Origin of the sequence: Entomohabitans teleogrylli (genome assembly GCF_001484765.1) — a bacterium.
Classification (GTDB): domain Bacteria; phylum Pseudomonadota; class Gammaproteobacteria; order Enterobacterales; family Enterobacteriaceae; genus Entomohabitans; species Entomohabitans teleogrylli.
On sequence record NZ_KQ947390.1, the window covers coordinates 1 to 16,771 of the forward strand.

The following is a 16,771-nucleotide window of genomic DNA, read 5'->3' on the forward strand; positions in this document are numbered from 1 at the left end:
CCGCACCGTGCGGATAACCCGGAAGGCGCTGCGCATCAGCTCCAGTTGTTCGGTGGTATCTTCGCCCGGATAGTTCAGCGCACCACCGCAGTCCGGGCAGCAAGGTTCCGCAGGTAGCAGTCGTTTTTCGTCACGGGGGAGCGATTCGGGGAACGGTTTGCGGGTGCGGGTCTGACGCAACGGGCGTTGCACGGCCGGGTCATCCACCCGCCCGGTCAGCGTATCGCTTTCTTTCTGCAACCGGTTCAGGTCAGCTTCCATCTGTGCGATGCGGCGGGAGACTTTTTCGGAACGACTGCCGAAGTTCATCCGGCGTAGTTTATCCAGTTGCGCCTGCAGATGGTTAGACTGGCCCCATAGACCACCAGACACTTCGCCTCTCTTAAAATAAGAGGTAGTCTTAGACCTATGTTTAACACCAGTCAGAATAATAAGATGGTTGAAGTGTTATCAGGACCTGAGCGGCGTCGCCGTCGTACACCGCAGGAAAAAATTGCCATTATTCAGCAGACTATGGAGCCCGGCATGACCGTGTCTCATGTTGCCCGTCTTCATGGCATCAATGCTAACCAGATCTTCAAATGGCGCAGGCAGTATGAAGACGGCTCTCTGACCGCCGTGGCATCAGGCGAAGAGGTCGTTCCCGCATCTGAACTTGCTGCTGCCAATAAGCAAATCCGCGAACTTCAGCGCCTTCTGGGCAAAAAGACGATGGAAGCTGAAATACTTAAAGAGGCAGTGGAGTTCGGCCGGGCAAAAAAATGGATTGCGCATGCGCCCTTGTTGCCCGGGGACGACGAATAGCCGACGTCAGCCGGAGTATTGGTGTGTCGCGTGCGCAGCTGAGCATCAGGGTTCACCGGCAGTCTGACTGGCAGGATCGCAGAAGACAATCCCGTTTTGACGATGCCGCGGTGTTGTCCCGGATAAATGCGGCGGTGGCCGACCTGCCCACATACGGTTACCGCAGGGTATGGGCACTGTTGCGACGGGAGTCAGAGCAGGACGGGCAGCCTGTTGTGAACGCGAAACGGGTGTACCGCGTTATGAGCACCCACCATCTGCTTCTTGAACGTAAGCCTGCTGATAACCACCGAAAACGGGCCCATAAAGGACGCGTGGCGGTCGCTGAAAGCAACCGGCGCTGGTGTTCAGATGGCTTTGAGTTCCGCTGTGACAATGGCGAAAAGTTGCGGGTAACCTTTGCCCAGGACGGCTGTGACCGGGAGATCATCGACTGGGCCGCGGGCACGGGCGGCTATGACAAAGAAACCGTGCAGGATGTGATGCTGGGCGCGGTGGAAAAACGCTTCGGGCAGCGTCTGCCGTCAGAGCCGCTGGAATGGCTGACGGATAATGGTTCGGCTTACAGGGCGCATGAAACACGGGCGTTCGCTCGTATGTTGGGGCTTGAGCCATGCACAACAGCAGTGAGGAGCCCGGAAAGTAACGGTATAGCAGAAAGCTTCGTGAAGACGATAAAGCGGGATTACATCAGCATCATGCCCAAACCGGACAGCGGGACGGCGGTGATGAATCTGGCGGTGGCGTTCAGTCATTACAACGAACATCATCCACACAGCGCGCTGGGGTATCGCTCACCACGGGAATATATACGCAGAAAGTTATCGCAACCATAAGAGAGAAAACGCGTCTGGATATATAGGGGTAAATCCAGAAATCCTGTGCATCAATATCATCCATTGATTGATGAAGGACTCAAGAAATAAGAATGCGAGCTCGTACTTAATTCTGTGTAACTGTCACCGAACTCGGTAATAAAACGGCTCATCGCCAACCGCCAGTTCTGGATCGGCATACTACATTTCCTTGAAGCATCCCAGATTGCCAGATAAATGACCTTTCGCACTGAGTCGTTTGTCGGGAACACTTTACGTTAACTTCGTCAGTATGCGGGAAAACACATAGAGATCGGCTTCGGTTTTAAGGCCCTTAGCCAGTTCAGCCGCAAGGGCCAGGGGCCTTAAGTTTCTTTTCATCCATAATTTGCCTGTCTCCCTGTTGGAGTGAATATATCAAAAACAGACAATTACATAATTTTAATTATAGTCTCGAACTTTGAAAAACCCATTGATATAAAATGAAAAAAATAAAATTCAACTTGGCTTTATTGTTTATCTCCAGGGCTCATGCCTGGCTGTGTCCTGGGACTGGCTGAGGATACGGATGATTGTGACTACCGAATGAGAAGACACAAAATAGATCATGTGCTGTTCAACCGGCAGTGAGAAGATATTCTCTCCAAGTTCTGCACGCTGCGTTCCGATCTCGTGCATGGCCAGCACGTCAAACACCGCAGCTATCCGGCCGATATACTCATCCGCCAGGACAACCCCGAATTGTCTAAAGCTGTAGTCCCAGATAGCCTCCAAATCTTCTTCCGCTTTTGGAGTCAGCTCAATCTTTTTCATTTCCCGCCCTGGCTCTGACATTTTTCAGGAACGCATCCTTATTCCATGGTTTTGCATCGCCGCTGCTAATCCCTTCGGCCAATAGATCGCGTAATTCCTGCAGGCGGGATTCAGCCTGCTTCTCACGCAACAAACGCAGTGCGTCGCGCATTACCTCACTCTGGGTGCGATAATCCCCGGCCTTGACGAGGGAATTTATAAAATCACGCAGTTCATCGCCAACATCAACCGTCATCGTACGAGCCATATCGTCTCCAGTTCATAATGTAAGATTTGTTCTTACACCAGTATATCAGCTTCCTCTCTTTCTTCAATCTCCGGTATTTGCATAGAAGACATCTCGCTCAAAACCAGAAGCTCCGACTTCACCTTTTTTCGGATCTTCCGTGAAAATGAGAGACGCCAGCATAGGTGATACAGACTTTATGACAGAGCGCGAGGACGTTGTCAGCGACGAAGGACGATTTGACCTGTGAAAAAAACCGGGAAAAAATTTACATGCTCGATACCTGTATCTGCTCGTTCATCATGCGCGAGCAGCCCGCCGCAGTGATTAAACGTGTGCTGCGTAACCACCGTATTGTGGTCTAGGCAATCACCTATGCCGAAGTGCGTTTTGGCGCCACCGGTCCAAAGGACTCCGCCCGCCACATTGAGCTGGTTGACGCGTTCTGCGCCCGTCTCAATGCCGCTCTACCGTGGGGTCGCGCTGCGGTTGGCCGGCACACCAATTGTGTCCTAACGACACGGCGATTGCCAGGCATGCGATTGCGGCCGGCGCCATTCTGGTGACGAATAATACGCGGGAGCCGGTTTCGGCCTGTTTCAGCGCAAACGCAATCTGTTCTTCGGTATAACGGGTCTTTTTCATGGCAATAAGCCTCTCTGTAAGCGGGAAGAAAGACCGGAGACTTCAGTTTAGACTGGCACTGTTTTCAGGGGGGAGATCAGTTACTCAGTTAATTTAGGGATAATTTATTGATTGCATATAAAATCTCATCGAGTAAAAGATGTCTGTCTGATGCTACAGAAAAATACTGATGATCACCGGTCAGAGATGATATTCTGGCAATCATAATTTTTAACTCAATGCTTTCACCACTGGGATACTTGCGAAGAATATTCGTAGCCTCATCAGCCATAATTTCGATTACACTAGGTTCAGAATTGAAAAACACTATTACTTTTTTCATGCAAACCTCGCAATTATATATCAATAAAGAATGTGTATTTTATTTCATTTAAAGTATAAAAAGCTACCCATTCCGAGGGTAGAAATGGGCATAATTATTATTTATTATTTATTATTTATTATTTATTATTTATTATTTATTATTNATTAATTCCTATTGATTAATAATTTTTTTGACAACCATGTCAGACTTGCAAAAAATGCATATTGCACCGTAAGGGTTTCTCTCAGAAGTATCGAATAGCGATACCCGATATTGAGAACCACAACAACCAGGACATTTAAAATATAAATTTAGAATATTTATTGTGTCCTCAAAGAGTCACCACATGAGATGCTGATGGCCCCTTTTTATTTGGTTCTATAAAGAATGCGACCTTCTGTCCCTCATCGAGGGTTTTAAATCCATCACTCTGAATTGCGGTAAAATGCACGAATACATCACCGCTACCATCATCTGGTGTAATAAACCCAAATCCTTTACCCTCATTGAACCATTTTACTATGCCAGTATTCTTAGTTAACATTTTATCACCTGGATTAACCATTCGAGAAAATAATTTAATCACAGATATAAATTGGTGTATTAAAATAAGGTTAAATTAAATAGGTAAAATCACGAAGATTCACCGTTTAAAAAAATCACTTCACTATTTAATCTGTTGATCAAATCCACAAGACCAGTAACGCATGGCAACCTTGCTAGCACAAGGTTTATTTTACTATTTACAATTCCTGACGTTAGGAGTTTGCAATTAATATAATTATATTACATAAGATAAGCATGTGTACTAATCTGATTGACCCTGACCCCTAATTTGATCCAGTCATAATCAGGAATAACCGGCTTCACATGTTGGCTGCATATTCTGGCAACCGGCAGACTTCTCAGCGAATTCGGATGGCGTCATCCAGCCCAGTGCAGAATGGGGACGCCTCTGATTATAGTGTATGCGCCACGCCTCGATTTTGCACCGTGCATCCTCCAGCGACATGAACCAGTTCTCGTTCAGGCACTCCTGGCGTAATCTGCCATTGAATGACTCCACTGTGGCATTATCCGTTGGTGTTCCCGGCCGGGAAAAATCAATACGGATCCCTCGTTTATACACCCACTTACCCAACATTTTCCCTGCAAATTCAGCGCTATTGTCCGCTTTCAGCAACCGGGGAAGCGGACGCCTGAGCGCGATGCTGTTCAGTATTTCCGCGACTTCCGTTGAACGCAGATTCTGCCCGACACAGAGCCCCGGACATTCACGGGTATACAGGTCAATCACCGTCAACAGACGCAACCGGCGGGCGTCGAACAGGGCATCAGAGACAAAATCCATGCCCCAGACATGGTTCAGATACAGCCCCCTGAAGCTGCGGCTGGCGGCGTTGTGCTGATTTTTTGCGATGCGGTCTTTTGAGACGCAAGGACAGTCCCTGTTCGCGGTAGAGACGGTAAATGTGTTTATGATTATCCCGCCAGCTCTCCCGTTTCAGCATGACGTGCACCCTGCGGTAGCCATAATGGACCCGGGTTTCGGTGATCTCCCTGATTCGCAGGCGCAGCGCACTGTCATCTGCAGCAACGGAGCAGTACCGGAACGAACTGCGGATTATCCGTAGCGCAAAATTGTCAAAAGCGTTGACACTCTCAGTGTTAAAAGTCTCATCATCCTTTCAGATGGCCGAAAAGACGTTCTGCTTCACATTTCAGTCATTCACTTCCGCGAATCAGAATTACTCATCCCAGGAAGCTATATTGAATTTTGTCGGATCAACGGTATCAGGGGGACTGTGGCTGCTAACATCTATCCTGAATTTTAGTGCATCAAAATAAATAGATTAAAACTTGTCCATATGTGATACGGTGAAGCTCATTCATTGAAAGGTTAATGATTATGTCCATTATCGATTACGCAATGAGACTCTTCAGTGGTGTGTCTACCGCCATTGTTGCCTGCCCTGATTGTGGCTTAAAATCAGTTCAATCGGTGTCAAAAATCCGTCGCAATCAAGCCTTACTTTGCCCCGGGTGTAAGAACCTGTTTATCTCCCGACGCTAGTTCCGACCGATAAACCGCAGATAAAGCCCATATTCTATACTTAAGTTAAATTCCAGCAGCTGTTAAATCCCTGATGCCTTACGCCCATCCTGAGAGAACGTTTCTGAACTGATTTCGCAACTGCTCCTGCGCGCTAACGTCGCATCAGAGCAACGCTATGAAAATAAACCCCAGAGCGTGGTTTAACCGCTCCCGTACTCCTACGAATACCTCCGAAAATGTTACGTTTTCGGCGAACGATCCTGTCGGTGAAAATAATTCGCGGTCAGAACTCTTTTCGACCGTCCAGATGGAACGCTACGGTCAGAAGCTGGCGCGGACTCATAAAGTATCGCCGGATAAACATCCTTATTATCTTCTGAAAAGGCTTGGTGACAATGAGGACGTCATCACCCAAAATTGCTATGAGCTTAACGCGGGTAAAAAGACCAGTATCATGCCCGCCGGTGAATGGTTGCTGGACAATTATTATCTTATTGAGGAACAAATCCGCACCGTCCGCCAGCACTTGCCGAAAAGCTTTGGCAAAGGTCTTCCGTCGCTGGTATCGCCGTTGAATTGCCCACGAATTTATCATATTGCATCAGAGGCCATTGCTCACGGCGATGGCCGCTGGGATGCCGCCAGCCTGACCAGCTATCTCACTGCCTATCAACAGGTGACGCCGCTGACGCTGGGTGAAGTCTGGGCGTTACCGGGAATGCTGCGCCTTGCGCTGATTGAAAATCTTCGTCGTATCAGTATGGAAGTGATAAAAGCGCAGCAGGACAGAAACCTTGCTGATACGTGGATAACAAGGATTGTCGAATGCGCAGAGAGTGCGCCTGGTGATTTAATCATGGTGGTTGCCGATATGGCGCGCTCCCGACCTCCGTTAACCAGTGCGTTTGTCGCAGAGCTGGTGCGGCGCCTGCAGGGGCATGGCAACGCGCTGTCGTTACCTCTGACCTGGGTTGATCAGTGCCTTCGGGAACAGGGGATCACCACTGACGTTCTCATACATAGTTTCAATCAGCAGCTTGCCGCCAGCCAGCTGTCCGTCAGTAACAGCATCGCGGGCCTGCGTTTATTGAGTGAAACGGACTGGGCTGATTTCGCCGAAACGATAAGCGTTGTCGAACAGGCATTACGCAATGATCCTGCCGGCATCTATCCCCGGATGCACTTCAATACCCGGGATCATTACCGGCACGTAGTTGAGGTTCTGGCCAGGGACAGCGGTCTCAGCGAGCCTGAGGTTGCTGAGAAGGTGCTGGCGCTTTCAGAGGAAAAAGCGCCCAATACACCGGAACATCATGTTGGTTATTATCTTGCGGGCGAAGGTCGACAGGCGCTGGATATTCATCTCCTGGCAGACGCCTCAAGGCTCATACGCTTGCGGCACAGTTTCAACAGAATAACCCTGCTGTCATGGCTTGGAAGCCTGGCGTTGCTGACAACCGCAGCGACCGCAGCAATATTGCACGAAACCGCCATGCAGGGCGCAGACTGGCTATTGATCGCGGTGATATTACCTCTGATTATCGCATTAACTCAGTTAATGAGCGATTTGCTCAGTGATGCAACCACCCGTTTTCGCGTTCCTCGACCCTTGCCGGGGATGGATTTTTCAGCCGGTATTCCCGCTGACAGTGCCACCATGTTAGTCATTCCCTGCATGTTGACCAGCCACGAAAGTTTCAGCCAGCTCCTCACCAGTCTTGAAGTCTGCTGGTTGGGGAATGAAAACGAAAATCTCAGGTTCGCGCTGCTCACTGATTTTGCTGATTCTGAAAATGAACCCTCGCCGGAAAGTCACGCGCTGCTCAGACAGGCTATCGCCGATACGCAGGCGCTTAATCGCCGCTACCCCTCCGGCCGACCACGTTTTTATCTGTTACATCGCCAGCCTGAATGGAACCCCTCGGAAGGAGCGTGGATGGGCTATGAACGCAAGCGGGGAAAACTGGCGTTACTGAACAGCTGGTTGCGCCATCCCGGAACGCAATTCGTCAGCGTTGCAGAGATGCCTGCCCACCTTTTACCGGGTCACATAAAATACGTCATTACCCTGGACAGCGATACGGTGCTCCCGCGCGATACGGCACACAAACTCGTCGCGACGATGGCGCATCCGCTGAATACGCCTGAGTATGATCCGGTACGCCAGAGGGTTGTCAAAGGATTCGGTATTTTACAGCCCGGTCTTGCGGAGGAGATACCACGCAACGGTCAGGGGCGTTACGCAGCCCTGCGCAGCAGCGTACCGGGCAATAACCCTTATTCGATGATGTCTTCGGATATTTATCAGGATCTCTTTGGGGAAGGCTCGTTTGTGGGCAAAGGGATTTACGATGTTGATATTTTTATGCAGGCCACTACGAACATCTGCCCGGAAAATCTGGTACTCAGCCACGATCTGCTTGAAGGATGCTATGCACGTTCGGGTCTGCTGAGCGAGGTGTTACTGTACGAACAGTACCCTAATAATTATCTGTCGGATGTTGCACGACGTTCACGCTGGATCCGGGGTGACTGGCAACTGCTTAACTGGCTAAAACCACGCGTCAGAAAAGCCGATGGAACCCGGGTCAGGAATCCGCTGACCGCGCTTTCTTACTGGAAATTACTCGATAATCTACGTCGCAGTCTGGTCGCCCCCTCCTTACTGATATTGCTGTTCTTCGCTCTGCTTTGGGTACCCAATCCGGTTTACTGGCTGGGCATACTGTTGCTGATATGGCTGTTGCCAGCTATCCTCTGCATTAGCCATGACCTTCTGCATAAACCTCTGCGTCGCCGCGTGAAGCCGCATCTGTTACTGGTGGGGGCGGGCGCGCTAAAGCGTCTGTCAGGTATCAGCCTTAATTTTGCGATACTGCCGCACGAAGCCGGATATTCGCTGAAAGCGATCGCCGTGACGCTATGGCGACTGGGGATAAGCAGGCGTCACCTCAGCCAGTGGGTCAGCCACAGCCAGGACAGCAGTCAGGCCAGACCCACTGTTGCACGTTTTTATCAGGCGATGTGGCTGAACGTTGCCGGTGGCGTGGCGCTGACAATACTGACCGGACAATTTGCTCCACAGCTGCTGGGGATTGCGTTACCGATCGGTTTGGTATGGTGTGTGGCACCGCTGCTGATGAGCTGGCTGAGTCGCCAGCCCGTGCGTAAGGTTTTTTCGCCTAATCAGGAACAAAAACAGCTGTTACGCCAGACAAGCCGTGAAATCTGGGCTTTTTTTGAAACATTTGCCACAGCAAAAGAGAACTGGCTTCCGCCTGATAATTATCAGGAAATACCACAACCGACGGTGGCACACCGAACTTCTCCTACCAATATTGGTCTTTCACTTATGGCTAACCTGACGGCATGGGACTTTGGCTACCTGCCTGGCGGAGAGGTGCTCCGGCGCGTGTCGCTCACGCTCGACACGATGGATCAAATGGAGCACTACCGGGGCCATCTCTACAACTGGTATGACACCCGTACGCTGGTCCCCCTCAGTCCACGCTATATCTCCAGTGTCGACAGCGGCAATATGGCCGGGCATTTGTTGACGCTGCGTGCAGGGCTGTCTGCCATGCGTCATCAGCCTGTTTTAAACAGCCAACAGATACTGGCAGGACTGAACGATACGCTGGATATTCTGGAAAAACAGTGGGGTCAGAACCCACCTGACAGCCTGCGACTGCTGCGCAAACACTGCCTGAGCGCGGTGTCACTCTCTCCACAGGCATTTTTCAGTGAACTGAAAAATATGAGCATCCAGTGCAACCATCTGTCCACGTTATGTCATCAGGGGTCACCCCTTCAGATTCGCTGGGCAGGACATCTGGAGAATCAACTGGTTCAGTTCTGCCATGAGTGGTCGTTATTGCTTGGCTGGTTACCTGTATCGTGGAACGAACAGACGCTGCCGACGCTGAGCGAGCTTGCCCGTCCGACATTAACCGGTACAGGAACATCACCGGCGTCAGCGACGGAGCAGGCCCGAATGCGACTCAATATTATCACCGAACTTGAACAGCGGCTGGATGAGCATGCCCGGATGGATTTCGCCTTTTTGTACAGCGAAGCAACCAGTCTGCTCAGTATCGGTTATAACTGTGACACGAATACGCCTGACAAGAGCCACTACGATCTCCTGCCGTCTGAAATCCGCCTGACCAGTTTTCTTGCCATTGCGACTAATCAGCTACCTCTTAAAAGCTGGTACGCGCTGGGTCGACTGTTTACAACGATTGATAATGAAACTGCCCTGATGTCATGGAGCGGGTCCATGTTTGAATACCTGATGCCGAATCTGGTGATGCCCACCTGGCCCGGCAGCCTGCTCGATGAAATGAGTCAGTCGGCGGTTGTGCGCCAGATTCACTGGGGGAAAGAACGCGGGGTACCATGGGGTGTTTCAGAGTCTGGCTATCATGCTTTTGATGTTCAGCATAATTATCAGTATCAGGCATTTGGCGTACCGGGTCTTGGTCTGCGCAGGGGGCTTGCCGATGACATGGTTGTCGCACCTTACGCCACAATGCTGGCGCTGATGGTTTCTCCACAGAGAGCCTGTGAGAACCTGTTCAGGCTGCAAAAAAATGGCGCACACGGCGAATACGGCTTTTATGAAGCGCTGGACTATACCCCCTCACGCCTCGCAACCGGCCAGCTCTATGCGGTGGTACAGTCCTGGATGGCGCATCACCAGGGAATGGCATTTCAGGCACTGGCTCATGTGCTGCTTGACGCCCCCATGACTGAACGATTCATGTCCAGTACGGTATTCCGGTCAGCGAGCCTGCTGTTACAGGAGCGCGTGCCGGATGCGGTCGATCTGTACAGTCCGCGCCGTCATTTTGAATCTCATGAAGGCAGGGTCAAACCCGTACGCTATGAACCCCGTATTTTCTATAGCGTGGATACACCAGCTCCTGATATTCAACTCCTGTCCAACGGCCATTATCATCTGATGTTGACCGCGGGCGGCGGTGGTTACAGTCGCTGGAACGATATTGCAATCACACGCTGGCGCAGTGATACCACCCGTGATAACTGGGGAGCATTCTGCTACATCCGTGATACACAGACGGGGGATGTATGGAGTAATACCTGGCAACCGACAGGCAACTCCAGCGGACAAGACGAGGAAGTTTTCTTCACCGATGCGGGGGCTGAATTCCGACGCACCTTCGGAGGACTTAGCGTCAAAACTCAGGTGGTGATCTCCCCGGAGGATGATGTTGAGTTGCGACGGCTCACACTGATCCATCGTGGTCGCCAGCCCCGCTCTCTGGAACTGACAACCTATGCTGAAGTGATAATGGCACCTGATGCCAGCGATCTGGCACACCCTGCATTCAGCAATCTGTTTATTCAGACTGAGCTGGATCCTGAGCGTGGCGCCATTCTTTGCCACCGGCGCCCGCGCTCTCCGGATGAAGCGAGCCCCTGCCTGTTTCACATGATGGTGGTGCATGGCGATAACCGACATAACGTCTCGTTTGAAACGGACAGGGCAAAATTTCTTGGTCGTGGCAGAAACCCTGCTGATGCCCTGGCAACAGAGACGGGAGGGACGCTCAGCAACACGTCGGGGTCAGTGCTGGATCCGATACTGGCAATACGTCACTCCATCACTCTACAACCGGGGCAACCGGTCACGATTGATATCATTTATGGTATCAGCGAGACCCGTCAGCAGAGCCTGGCGTTGCTGGAAAAATATCGCGATTACCCTATTGCCGATCGCGTCTTTGAACTGGCCTGGTCTCACAGTCTGGTGGTATTACGCCAGATGAATGCCAGTGAAGATGATGCAACTTTGTTTAATCGTCTCGCCAGCGCTGTGCTTTACCCTGTCCAGGAGCTGCGCGCCGAAGGCCAGGTGATCAGCCGCAACCGGCGTGGTCAGTCCGGTCTGTGGGGCTGGGCAATTTCAGGCGATCTGCCGATAGTGCTGCTCAGTATAACCGGCGAAGAAAGTATCGCCTCAGTGACCAAACTGATTCAGGCACACCGTTACTGGCGACAGAAAGGATTGGATGTTGATTTGGTCATCCTGAATAACAGCCCCGGCGGCTACCAGCAGGGATTACAAAATCAGATTATGGAGTTAATTTATGCCGGGTCTGAAGCCAGTCTGCTGGATAAAAAGGGCGGGCTTTTTGTCCGGAACGGTGAGCATCTCTCCGCTGAGGATAAGTTGCTTTTGATGAGCGTGGCCTGTCTTTATCTTGATGACCGCGCAGGGGGTATTAATGAGCAGCTTAACCAGCGTATTCATACCCTGAAATCGCCGGCAAGGGCATTCATTCCGCGTGCTGTGCGCGAGCGTAATCAACATACGGACTGGAGCCCTGATACCAGTCAGTTATGCCATTTCAATGGGTACGGTGGATTTTCTCAGGATGGGCGGGAGTATCAGATCGTCCTTCGGGAAAATGCGCTTACACCGGCTCCCTGGTCGAACATACTGGCAAATTCTCGTTTTGGCTGTGTGATCTCAGAGGCAGGGCAGGCCTATACCTGGTATGAGAATGCCCATGAATACCGGTTGACGCCGTGGGAGAACGATCCGGTGAGCGATCGCAGCGGCGAGGCATTTTACCTGCGCGATGAAGAGAGCGGGGAGTGCTGGTCGCCGACGGCTTTACCTGTTCGCGGACACGGTGATTACCTGACCCGCCATGGTTTTGGCTACAGCGTTTTTGCCCATCGTGAGAGTGGTATAGACAGCGAGTTGACGGTCCTGGTTGCTGAAGAAGATCCGGTTAAACTGGTGCTCCTGACGCTCAGCAACTCTTCGGGACGGACACGTCAACTTTCCGTCACAGGCTATGTAGAGTGGACGCTCGGAGAAACACGAACGCGCTCAGCCCCTCACATTGTGACACATGTGGCCAGAACGCCCGGCGGCTGCGGGGTGCTTGCGAACAACTTTTATGGTGATAATGGTGGCGGCCGAACTGCATTTTTTGCCGTCAGCGGTAATGACTGTTCTCTGACAGGGGATCGCCGGGAGTTTATTGGCCGTAATGGTTCCCTTCACGCCCCTTCGGCCATGAAACTGCAAAAGCTTTCTGGTAAGACGGGGGCCGGTCTGGATCCCTGCGGAGCGGTGCAATCGGCGGTTACATTGATTGACGGGGACCAGAGGACGTTTATTTTTATCCTCGGCGCAGAGGAGAATGATGTTTGTGCTCATGAGACGCTGGCCCGTTACATGAACGAAGATACAGTCCGCCAGGAGCTGAACCGGATTCATAATCACTGGCACAATGTTCTCGATAAAATCGTGGTTAACACCCCCGACACGTCCGTAAATTTACTGGTTAATGGCTGGCTGTTGTATCAGACGGTCGCCTGCCGTCTTATGGCCCGGAGTGGCTACTATCAGTCTGGCGGTGCATTTGGTTTTCGCGATCAGCTGCAGGATACGCTGGCTCTGAGCCACGCTGCTCCGGAGCGGATGCGTGAACAGATAATACTCTGTGCATCACGGCAGTTTATCGAGGGGGATGTGCAGCACTGGTGGCACCCGCCACACGGCAACGGTGTGCGTACCCGCTGTTCCGATGACTATCTTTGGCTGCCGCTTGCTGTTTGCCACTATGTTGAAACGACGGGGGATATGGATGCACTGGAAATACGCATTCCTTATCTGGAGGGACGCTCGCTTCAGCCTGGTGAAGAGTCTGTCTATGACACGCCGGTCATCAGCGGCACCGAAGAGACACTCTGGTTACACTGCGTCAAAGCTATTCACTATGGACTTCGCTTCGGGGAGCATGGCCTGCCGCTGATGGGGGCTGGTGACTGGAATGACGGGATGAACCGGGTGGGTATCGAAGGCAAAGGTGAAAGCGTCTGGCTGGGCTTCTTCCTGTACGACATTTTGCAGCGGTTTGCAGCGCTGGCGGAGCGCAGGCTGGATGAAAGCGTCGCCGCGATGTGCCGTTCACAGGCTCTGCGCCTGCAAAGTAATCTCGAAGCCCACGCCTGGGATGGGGAATGGTACCGGCGCGGGTATTTTGACGATGGTACTCCCCTGGGATCGAAAACCTCACAGGACTGCCGGATTGATGCGATTGCGCAAAGCTGGTCTGTATTGTCCGGGGCCGCGAGCGCGGGGCGGTGTGCAAAGGCCATGCAGGCGCTGGATAAGCACCTTGTAGATAACGAAAGGGGACTGATTAAACTGTTAACGCCTCCTTTCGATGGACACGGTCCAAATCCAGGTTACATACAGGGGTACCTGCCCGGTGTGCGGGAAAACGGAGGGCAGTATACGCATGGCGCCATCTGGGCCGTGATGGCATTTACCCGGATGGGGAATGCCGAACGTGCCTGGCAACTCTGGTCAATGCTCAACCCTATAAATCATACCCTGAATGCGGGCTCTGCCGGGATTTATAAAGCTGAGCCTTATGTCATGAGTGCTGATGTCTACAGCGTCGCTCCCCATACCGGACGTGCAGGATGGAGCTGGTATACCGGTTCTGCAGGCTGGGCGTGGCGTTTACTTACCGAGGAATTACTGGGGATAAAACGCACCGGCGCTGACTTTACTGTTCATGCCCGGTTACCGGATGAGTGGCCGTCTTTTTCTATTGCTTATCAGTATGGCGAAAGCCATTATCAGATTAGTATCTCACGCGGCGATGCAAAATATCGAGTGACACTGGATGGTGTTCTCCTCTCTGATGACAGAATACCGCTGAAGGATGATGGACAAAACCATACGGTTGAGATCATTCAGACCTGACACTGATCCCGGAGGTGCATTAACGTCTGCCGTTAATGCGCTGATTATCCCTGAGAACATCAATCGCAGTCTGCATGGCGATTTTGTCATCCCGCCTTTTTTGTTTGTCCTGCATGACCTGAAGGTATTCCAGCAAGGTACGGGTATTAATCGGTCGGCTCTGTTTACTCACAGCCAGCACGGCTTCGCCAAGAATAACTTTCACTGGCGGAAGTTGTGCCGGATACCAGTCAAGGGTGTCTTCTGATTTCATCATAAATTCCTCACGGAAGGGTAGTGTATCATAAATCGGACGTTCAATTTATGGTAAGCCGGTGTAAACCACTCTGAATCCAATACTTATCCCACGATAATCCTCGGGGTAGGGTTTTCGCCATGCGCTATGCCAGCTGCCGCCACGCACGACACGTTCTGTACCACCATCGGGCCTTGCGGATCGTGTTCTGTGCTTTGAGATAGTAGCGGGTACTGTAATAATCGCTGACCCATTCCCAGGCATTACCGTAAATATCATACAATCCCCATGGATTCGGTTTTTTCATACCAACGGGATGTGTACCACCAGAAACAAAATTTTCTCCATACCAGGCATAATTATCTAACGCAGAGGCGTCATCGCCAAAAAAATAACGTGTTGTACTACCCGCTCGTGCTGCATATTCCCATTCAGCTTCTGTCAGTAATCGATAACCAGTTGTACCTTCTCGTTGATTAAGTTTCTCAATAAACTTCATTGCATCCTGCCAGGATACCGTCGCGGGATGATCCGGGTGCGTAATGCGCTCTGTCATACCAGGAAGTAGATAGTAGGGATTGGAGCGATCGCGCACATAAGGTTTTTCCCCCATCACAGCCAACCAGTCTGCCTGTGTGACCTCAAATTGCCCCATAAAAAATCGTGAGAAAATATCACTGAATGTTGTGGTTTCTCCCGGCTGTCGGCCGTTATGTCCGATGAACCCATCAGAAATTGCCCTGCCGGTATTGTGACAAAACGCATTCCCATCACCACCTGGTCACCGCTTCGTCACTGGAATGTTGGTCCGGGCAGCAAAGTTGCGGTCGTTGGGTTAGGTGGCCTGGGGCATATGGCGATTAAATTGGCCAAGGCGCTGGGCGCTGAAGTCACGTTATTTAGTCGTTCTCCAAATAAAGAGGCCGATGCCCGCCATCTGGGGGCCACGCATATTGTTATTTCAACCGATGAAAAACAGATGCAGGATGCGCGTAATCAGTTTAATTTGATTATCGATACAGTGCCTTATGTTCATGACCTGAATCCCTATCTTCCGACGCTGGCGCTGAGTGGAACACTGGTACTCGTTGGGTATCAGGGGGATTTGAATCTGATGCTGAACAGCGCACCGCTAATTTTAGGACGAAAATTAGTGGCCGGTTCAGTCATCGGTGGGATTGCGGAGACACAGGAAATGATCGATTTTTGTGCGGAGCATCAGATCGCTTCTGATATTGAATTAATCAATATTCAGGATATTAATATGGCCTGGCAGCGAATGCTAAAAAATGATGTTAAATATCGGTTCGTTATTGATATGGCTTCTCTGAAGGCGTGATGAAAAAAGGCGGTAGAATATACCGCCTTTTTATGTTGCATCGGTTATTGCGTCATAGCGTTAAGATCATGAATAACGCATTCAGGCTCTGAGTCCTGGGGCATATTGTTTATATCCTGAATACCATCGTTTTTACCTGCGCTGTCCTGTTGCAGGGCTGAGAAAAGCGGGGTGAGGCTCTGCTGCTCTTTGCCATGCTCGGCAATCAGTTCCAGCGTTTTATTCTTAGCGTCGTCGTCCGTTAATGCGCAAACCAGTACCCGGGCAATTTGTTTACGGGAAATAACGCCATCAGCCGGTGTGCCTGAGTGACGTCTGTCTCCCTGTAGCATGACGATTTTTTGTTCATTAGGTTTGTTGTAATCAAACCAACCGGGCCTGACGATGGTATAGGGATGACCGCTGGCGCGAATCAGCCGTTCCGCTCGTCGCTTCCAGTCATGCGCTTCCGTCTGGCGGTTATACGAATCTTCTCTTTCTGTCACGCCGATAGCGGTCATCAGCACGACTCTGACTGGCCGATGCTTCAGTTGTTGCAGAATATTTCTTACCCCGCCGTAGTCAACTGCCCGAGCACCAATGCGGCCTAAACCATTGGACCCCAAAGTGAAAATAACGGCATCAATATCATCACCAATGCCTGTCAATGTTTCCGAGACAGAGACATCTCCATAAATAATCTCAACTCCCTGTGGAAGCATTTTGCTGGGAGCGGACAAGAGCTTTAGGTTGGCGAAAGTACTGACGACAGGCCAGAAGCGGGAAGCCGTGGTGTT

General features: G+C 51.2%; 12 protein-coding genes and 6 pseudogenes. 7 read left to right on the forward strand and 11 right to left on the reverse strand.

All coding sequences use genetic code 11. The features are described from left to right. Positions 1-345 (reverse strand): annotated as a pseudogene (locus AQ981_RS12595) (transposase domain-containing protein); the annotation flags it as partial. Positions 346-435: 90 nt separating this feature from the next. On the opposite strand from AQ981_RS12595, the gene AQ981_RS12605 reads away from it, so the two are divergent. Next, positions 436-1,640 (forward strand): IS3 family transposase gene (locus AQ981_RS12605; RefSeq protein WP_121500658.1). Its coding sequence is split into 2 segments (ribosomal slippage): positions 436-754 and positions 754-1,640, totalling 1,206 coding nucleotides; the frame shifts between segments, so codons are not numbered across the junction. Positions 1,641-1,696: 56 nt separating this feature from the next. Here the strand turns inward: AQ981_RS12605 and AQ981_RS26090 are convergent. From AQ981_RS26090 to AQ981_RS12615, 3 genes and pseudogenes are all read right to left on the reverse strand, one after another. Next, positions 1,697-1,897 (reverse strand): annotated as a pseudogene (locus tag AQ981_RS26090) (hypothetical protein); the annotation flags it as partial. Positions 1,898-2,135: 238 nt separating this feature from the next. Next, on the reverse strand, positions 2,136-2,432 hold the full coding sequence (locus AQ981_RS12610) for a type II toxin-antitoxin system RelE/ParE family toxin (RefSeq protein WP_058912100.1): 297 nt from the start codon (positions 2,430-2,432) through the stop codon (positions 2,136-2,138). Then, positions 2,419-2,679, reverse strand: a complete 261-nt coding sequence (locus AQ981_RS12615) for a type II toxin-antitoxin system ParD family antitoxin (protein ID WP_058912101.1) — start codon at positions 2,677-2,679, stop codon at positions 2,419-2,421. Before AQ981_RS12615 ends, AQ981_RS12610 begins: the two co-directional genes overlap by 14 nt. A gap of 112 nt (positions 2,680-2,791) precedes the next feature. Between AQ981_RS12615 and AQ981_RS28530 the strand changes: the two are divergent. Together AQ981_RS28530 and AQ981_RS12620 are read left to right on the forward strand one after the other, a co-directional pair. Continuing rightward, a pseudogene (locus AQ981_RS28530) lies at positions 2,792-2,908 on the forward strand (type II toxin-antitoxin system VapB family antitoxin); the annotation flags it as partial. A gap of 22 nt (positions 2,909-2,930) precedes the next feature. After that, a pseudogene (locus tag AQ981_RS12620) lies at positions 2,931-3,241 on the forward strand (PIN domain-containing protein); the annotation flags it as partial. A 150-nt stretch (positions 3,242-3,391) separates the two neighbouring features. Here AQ981_RS12620 and AQ981_RS26095 read toward each other — a convergent pair. From AQ981_RS26095 to AQ981_RS28125, 4 genes and pseudogenes are all read right to left on the reverse strand, one after another. Beyond that, on the reverse strand, positions 3,392-3,625 hold the full coding sequence (locus AQ981_RS26095; RefSeq protein ID WP_071608892.1) for a hypothetical protein: 234 nt from the start codon (positions 3,623-3,625) through the stop codon (positions 3,392-3,394). Between the two features lie 153 nt (positions 3,626-3,778). Beyond that, complete coding sequence (gene ymcF / locus AQ981_RS28120; protein ID WP_249226314.1) at positions 3,779-3,931, reverse strand: cold shock small protein YmcF; 153 nt, start codon at positions 3,929-3,931, stop codon at positions 3,779-3,781. 7 nt (positions 3,932-3,938) lie between these two features. After that, positions 3,939-4,151, reverse strand: a complete 213-nt coding sequence (locus AQ981_RS12625; RefSeq protein WP_058912102.1) for a cold shock domain-containing protein — start codon at positions 4,149-4,151, stop codon at positions 3,939-3,941. A gap of 306 nt (positions 4,152-4,457) precedes the next feature. Beyond that, positions 4,458-5,241 (reverse strand): annotated as a pseudogene (locus tag AQ981_RS28125) (IS3 family transposase); the annotation flags it as partial. A gap of 6 nt (positions 5,242-5,247) precedes the next feature. On the opposite strand from AQ981_RS28125, the gene AQ981_RS26100 reads away from it, so the two are divergent. The 3 genes from AQ981_RS26100 to AQ981_RS12635 all read left to right on the forward strand — a co-directional run bounded on the left by AQ981_RS26100 (position 5,248) and on the right by AQ981_RS12635 (position 14,421). Then, positions 5,248-5,442 (forward strand): cold shock domain-containing protein, encoded by a 195-nt coding sequence (locus AQ981_RS26100; protein WP_071608894.1) that lies wholly within the window; start codon positions 5,248-5,250, stop codon positions 5,440-5,442. A gap of 74 nt (positions 5,443-5,516) precedes the next feature. Continuing rightward, positions 5,517-5,681: a YnfU family zinc-binding protein gene (locus AQ981_RS28130; RefSeq protein ID WP_275935301.1), complete on the forward strand. Its 165-nt coding sequence runs from the start codon at positions 5,517-5,519 to the stop codon at positions 5,679-5,681. Between the two features lie 157 nt (positions 5,682-5,838). After that, complete coding sequence (locus tag AQ981_RS12635) at positions 5,839-14,421, forward strand: GH36-type glycosyl hydrolase domain-containing protein (protein ID WP_058912103.1); 8,583 nt, start codon at positions 5,839-5,841, stop codon at positions 14,419-14,421. A 19-nt stretch (positions 14,422-14,440) separates the two neighbouring features. Here AQ981_RS12635 and AQ981_RS12640 read toward each other — a convergent pair whose 3' ends face one another. Continuing rightward, a complete protein-coding gene (locus AQ981_RS12640) occupies positions 14,441-14,674 on the reverse strand; it encodes a hypothetical protein (RefSeq protein WP_058912104.1) in 234 nt (77 codons plus the stop codon). A 127-nt stretch (positions 14,675-14,801) separates the two neighbouring features. Next, positions 14,802-15,392, reverse strand: coding sequence for a formylglycine-generating enzyme family protein (locus AQ981_RS26105; RefSeq protein ID WP_338031298.1), 591 nt, complete (start codon positions 15,390-15,392; stop codon positions 14,802-14,804). A 33-nt stretch (positions 15,393-15,425) separates the two neighbouring features. Here AQ981_RS26105 and AQ981_RS12650 point away from each other — a divergent pair. Continuing rightward, positions 15,426-15,995: pseudogene (locus tag AQ981_RS12650) on the forward strand (zinc-binding dehydrogenase); the annotation flags it as partial. A gap of 44 nt (positions 15,996-16,039) precedes the next feature. Here the strand turns inward: AQ981_RS12650 and AQ981_RS12655 are convergent. Beyond that, entirely contained in the window at positions 16,040-16,714 is a 675-nt protein-coding gene (locus AQ981_RS12655; RefSeq protein WP_082683194.1) for an SDR family oxidoreductase, read from the reverse strand. Positions 16,715-16,771 lie beyond the last annotated feature (57 nt).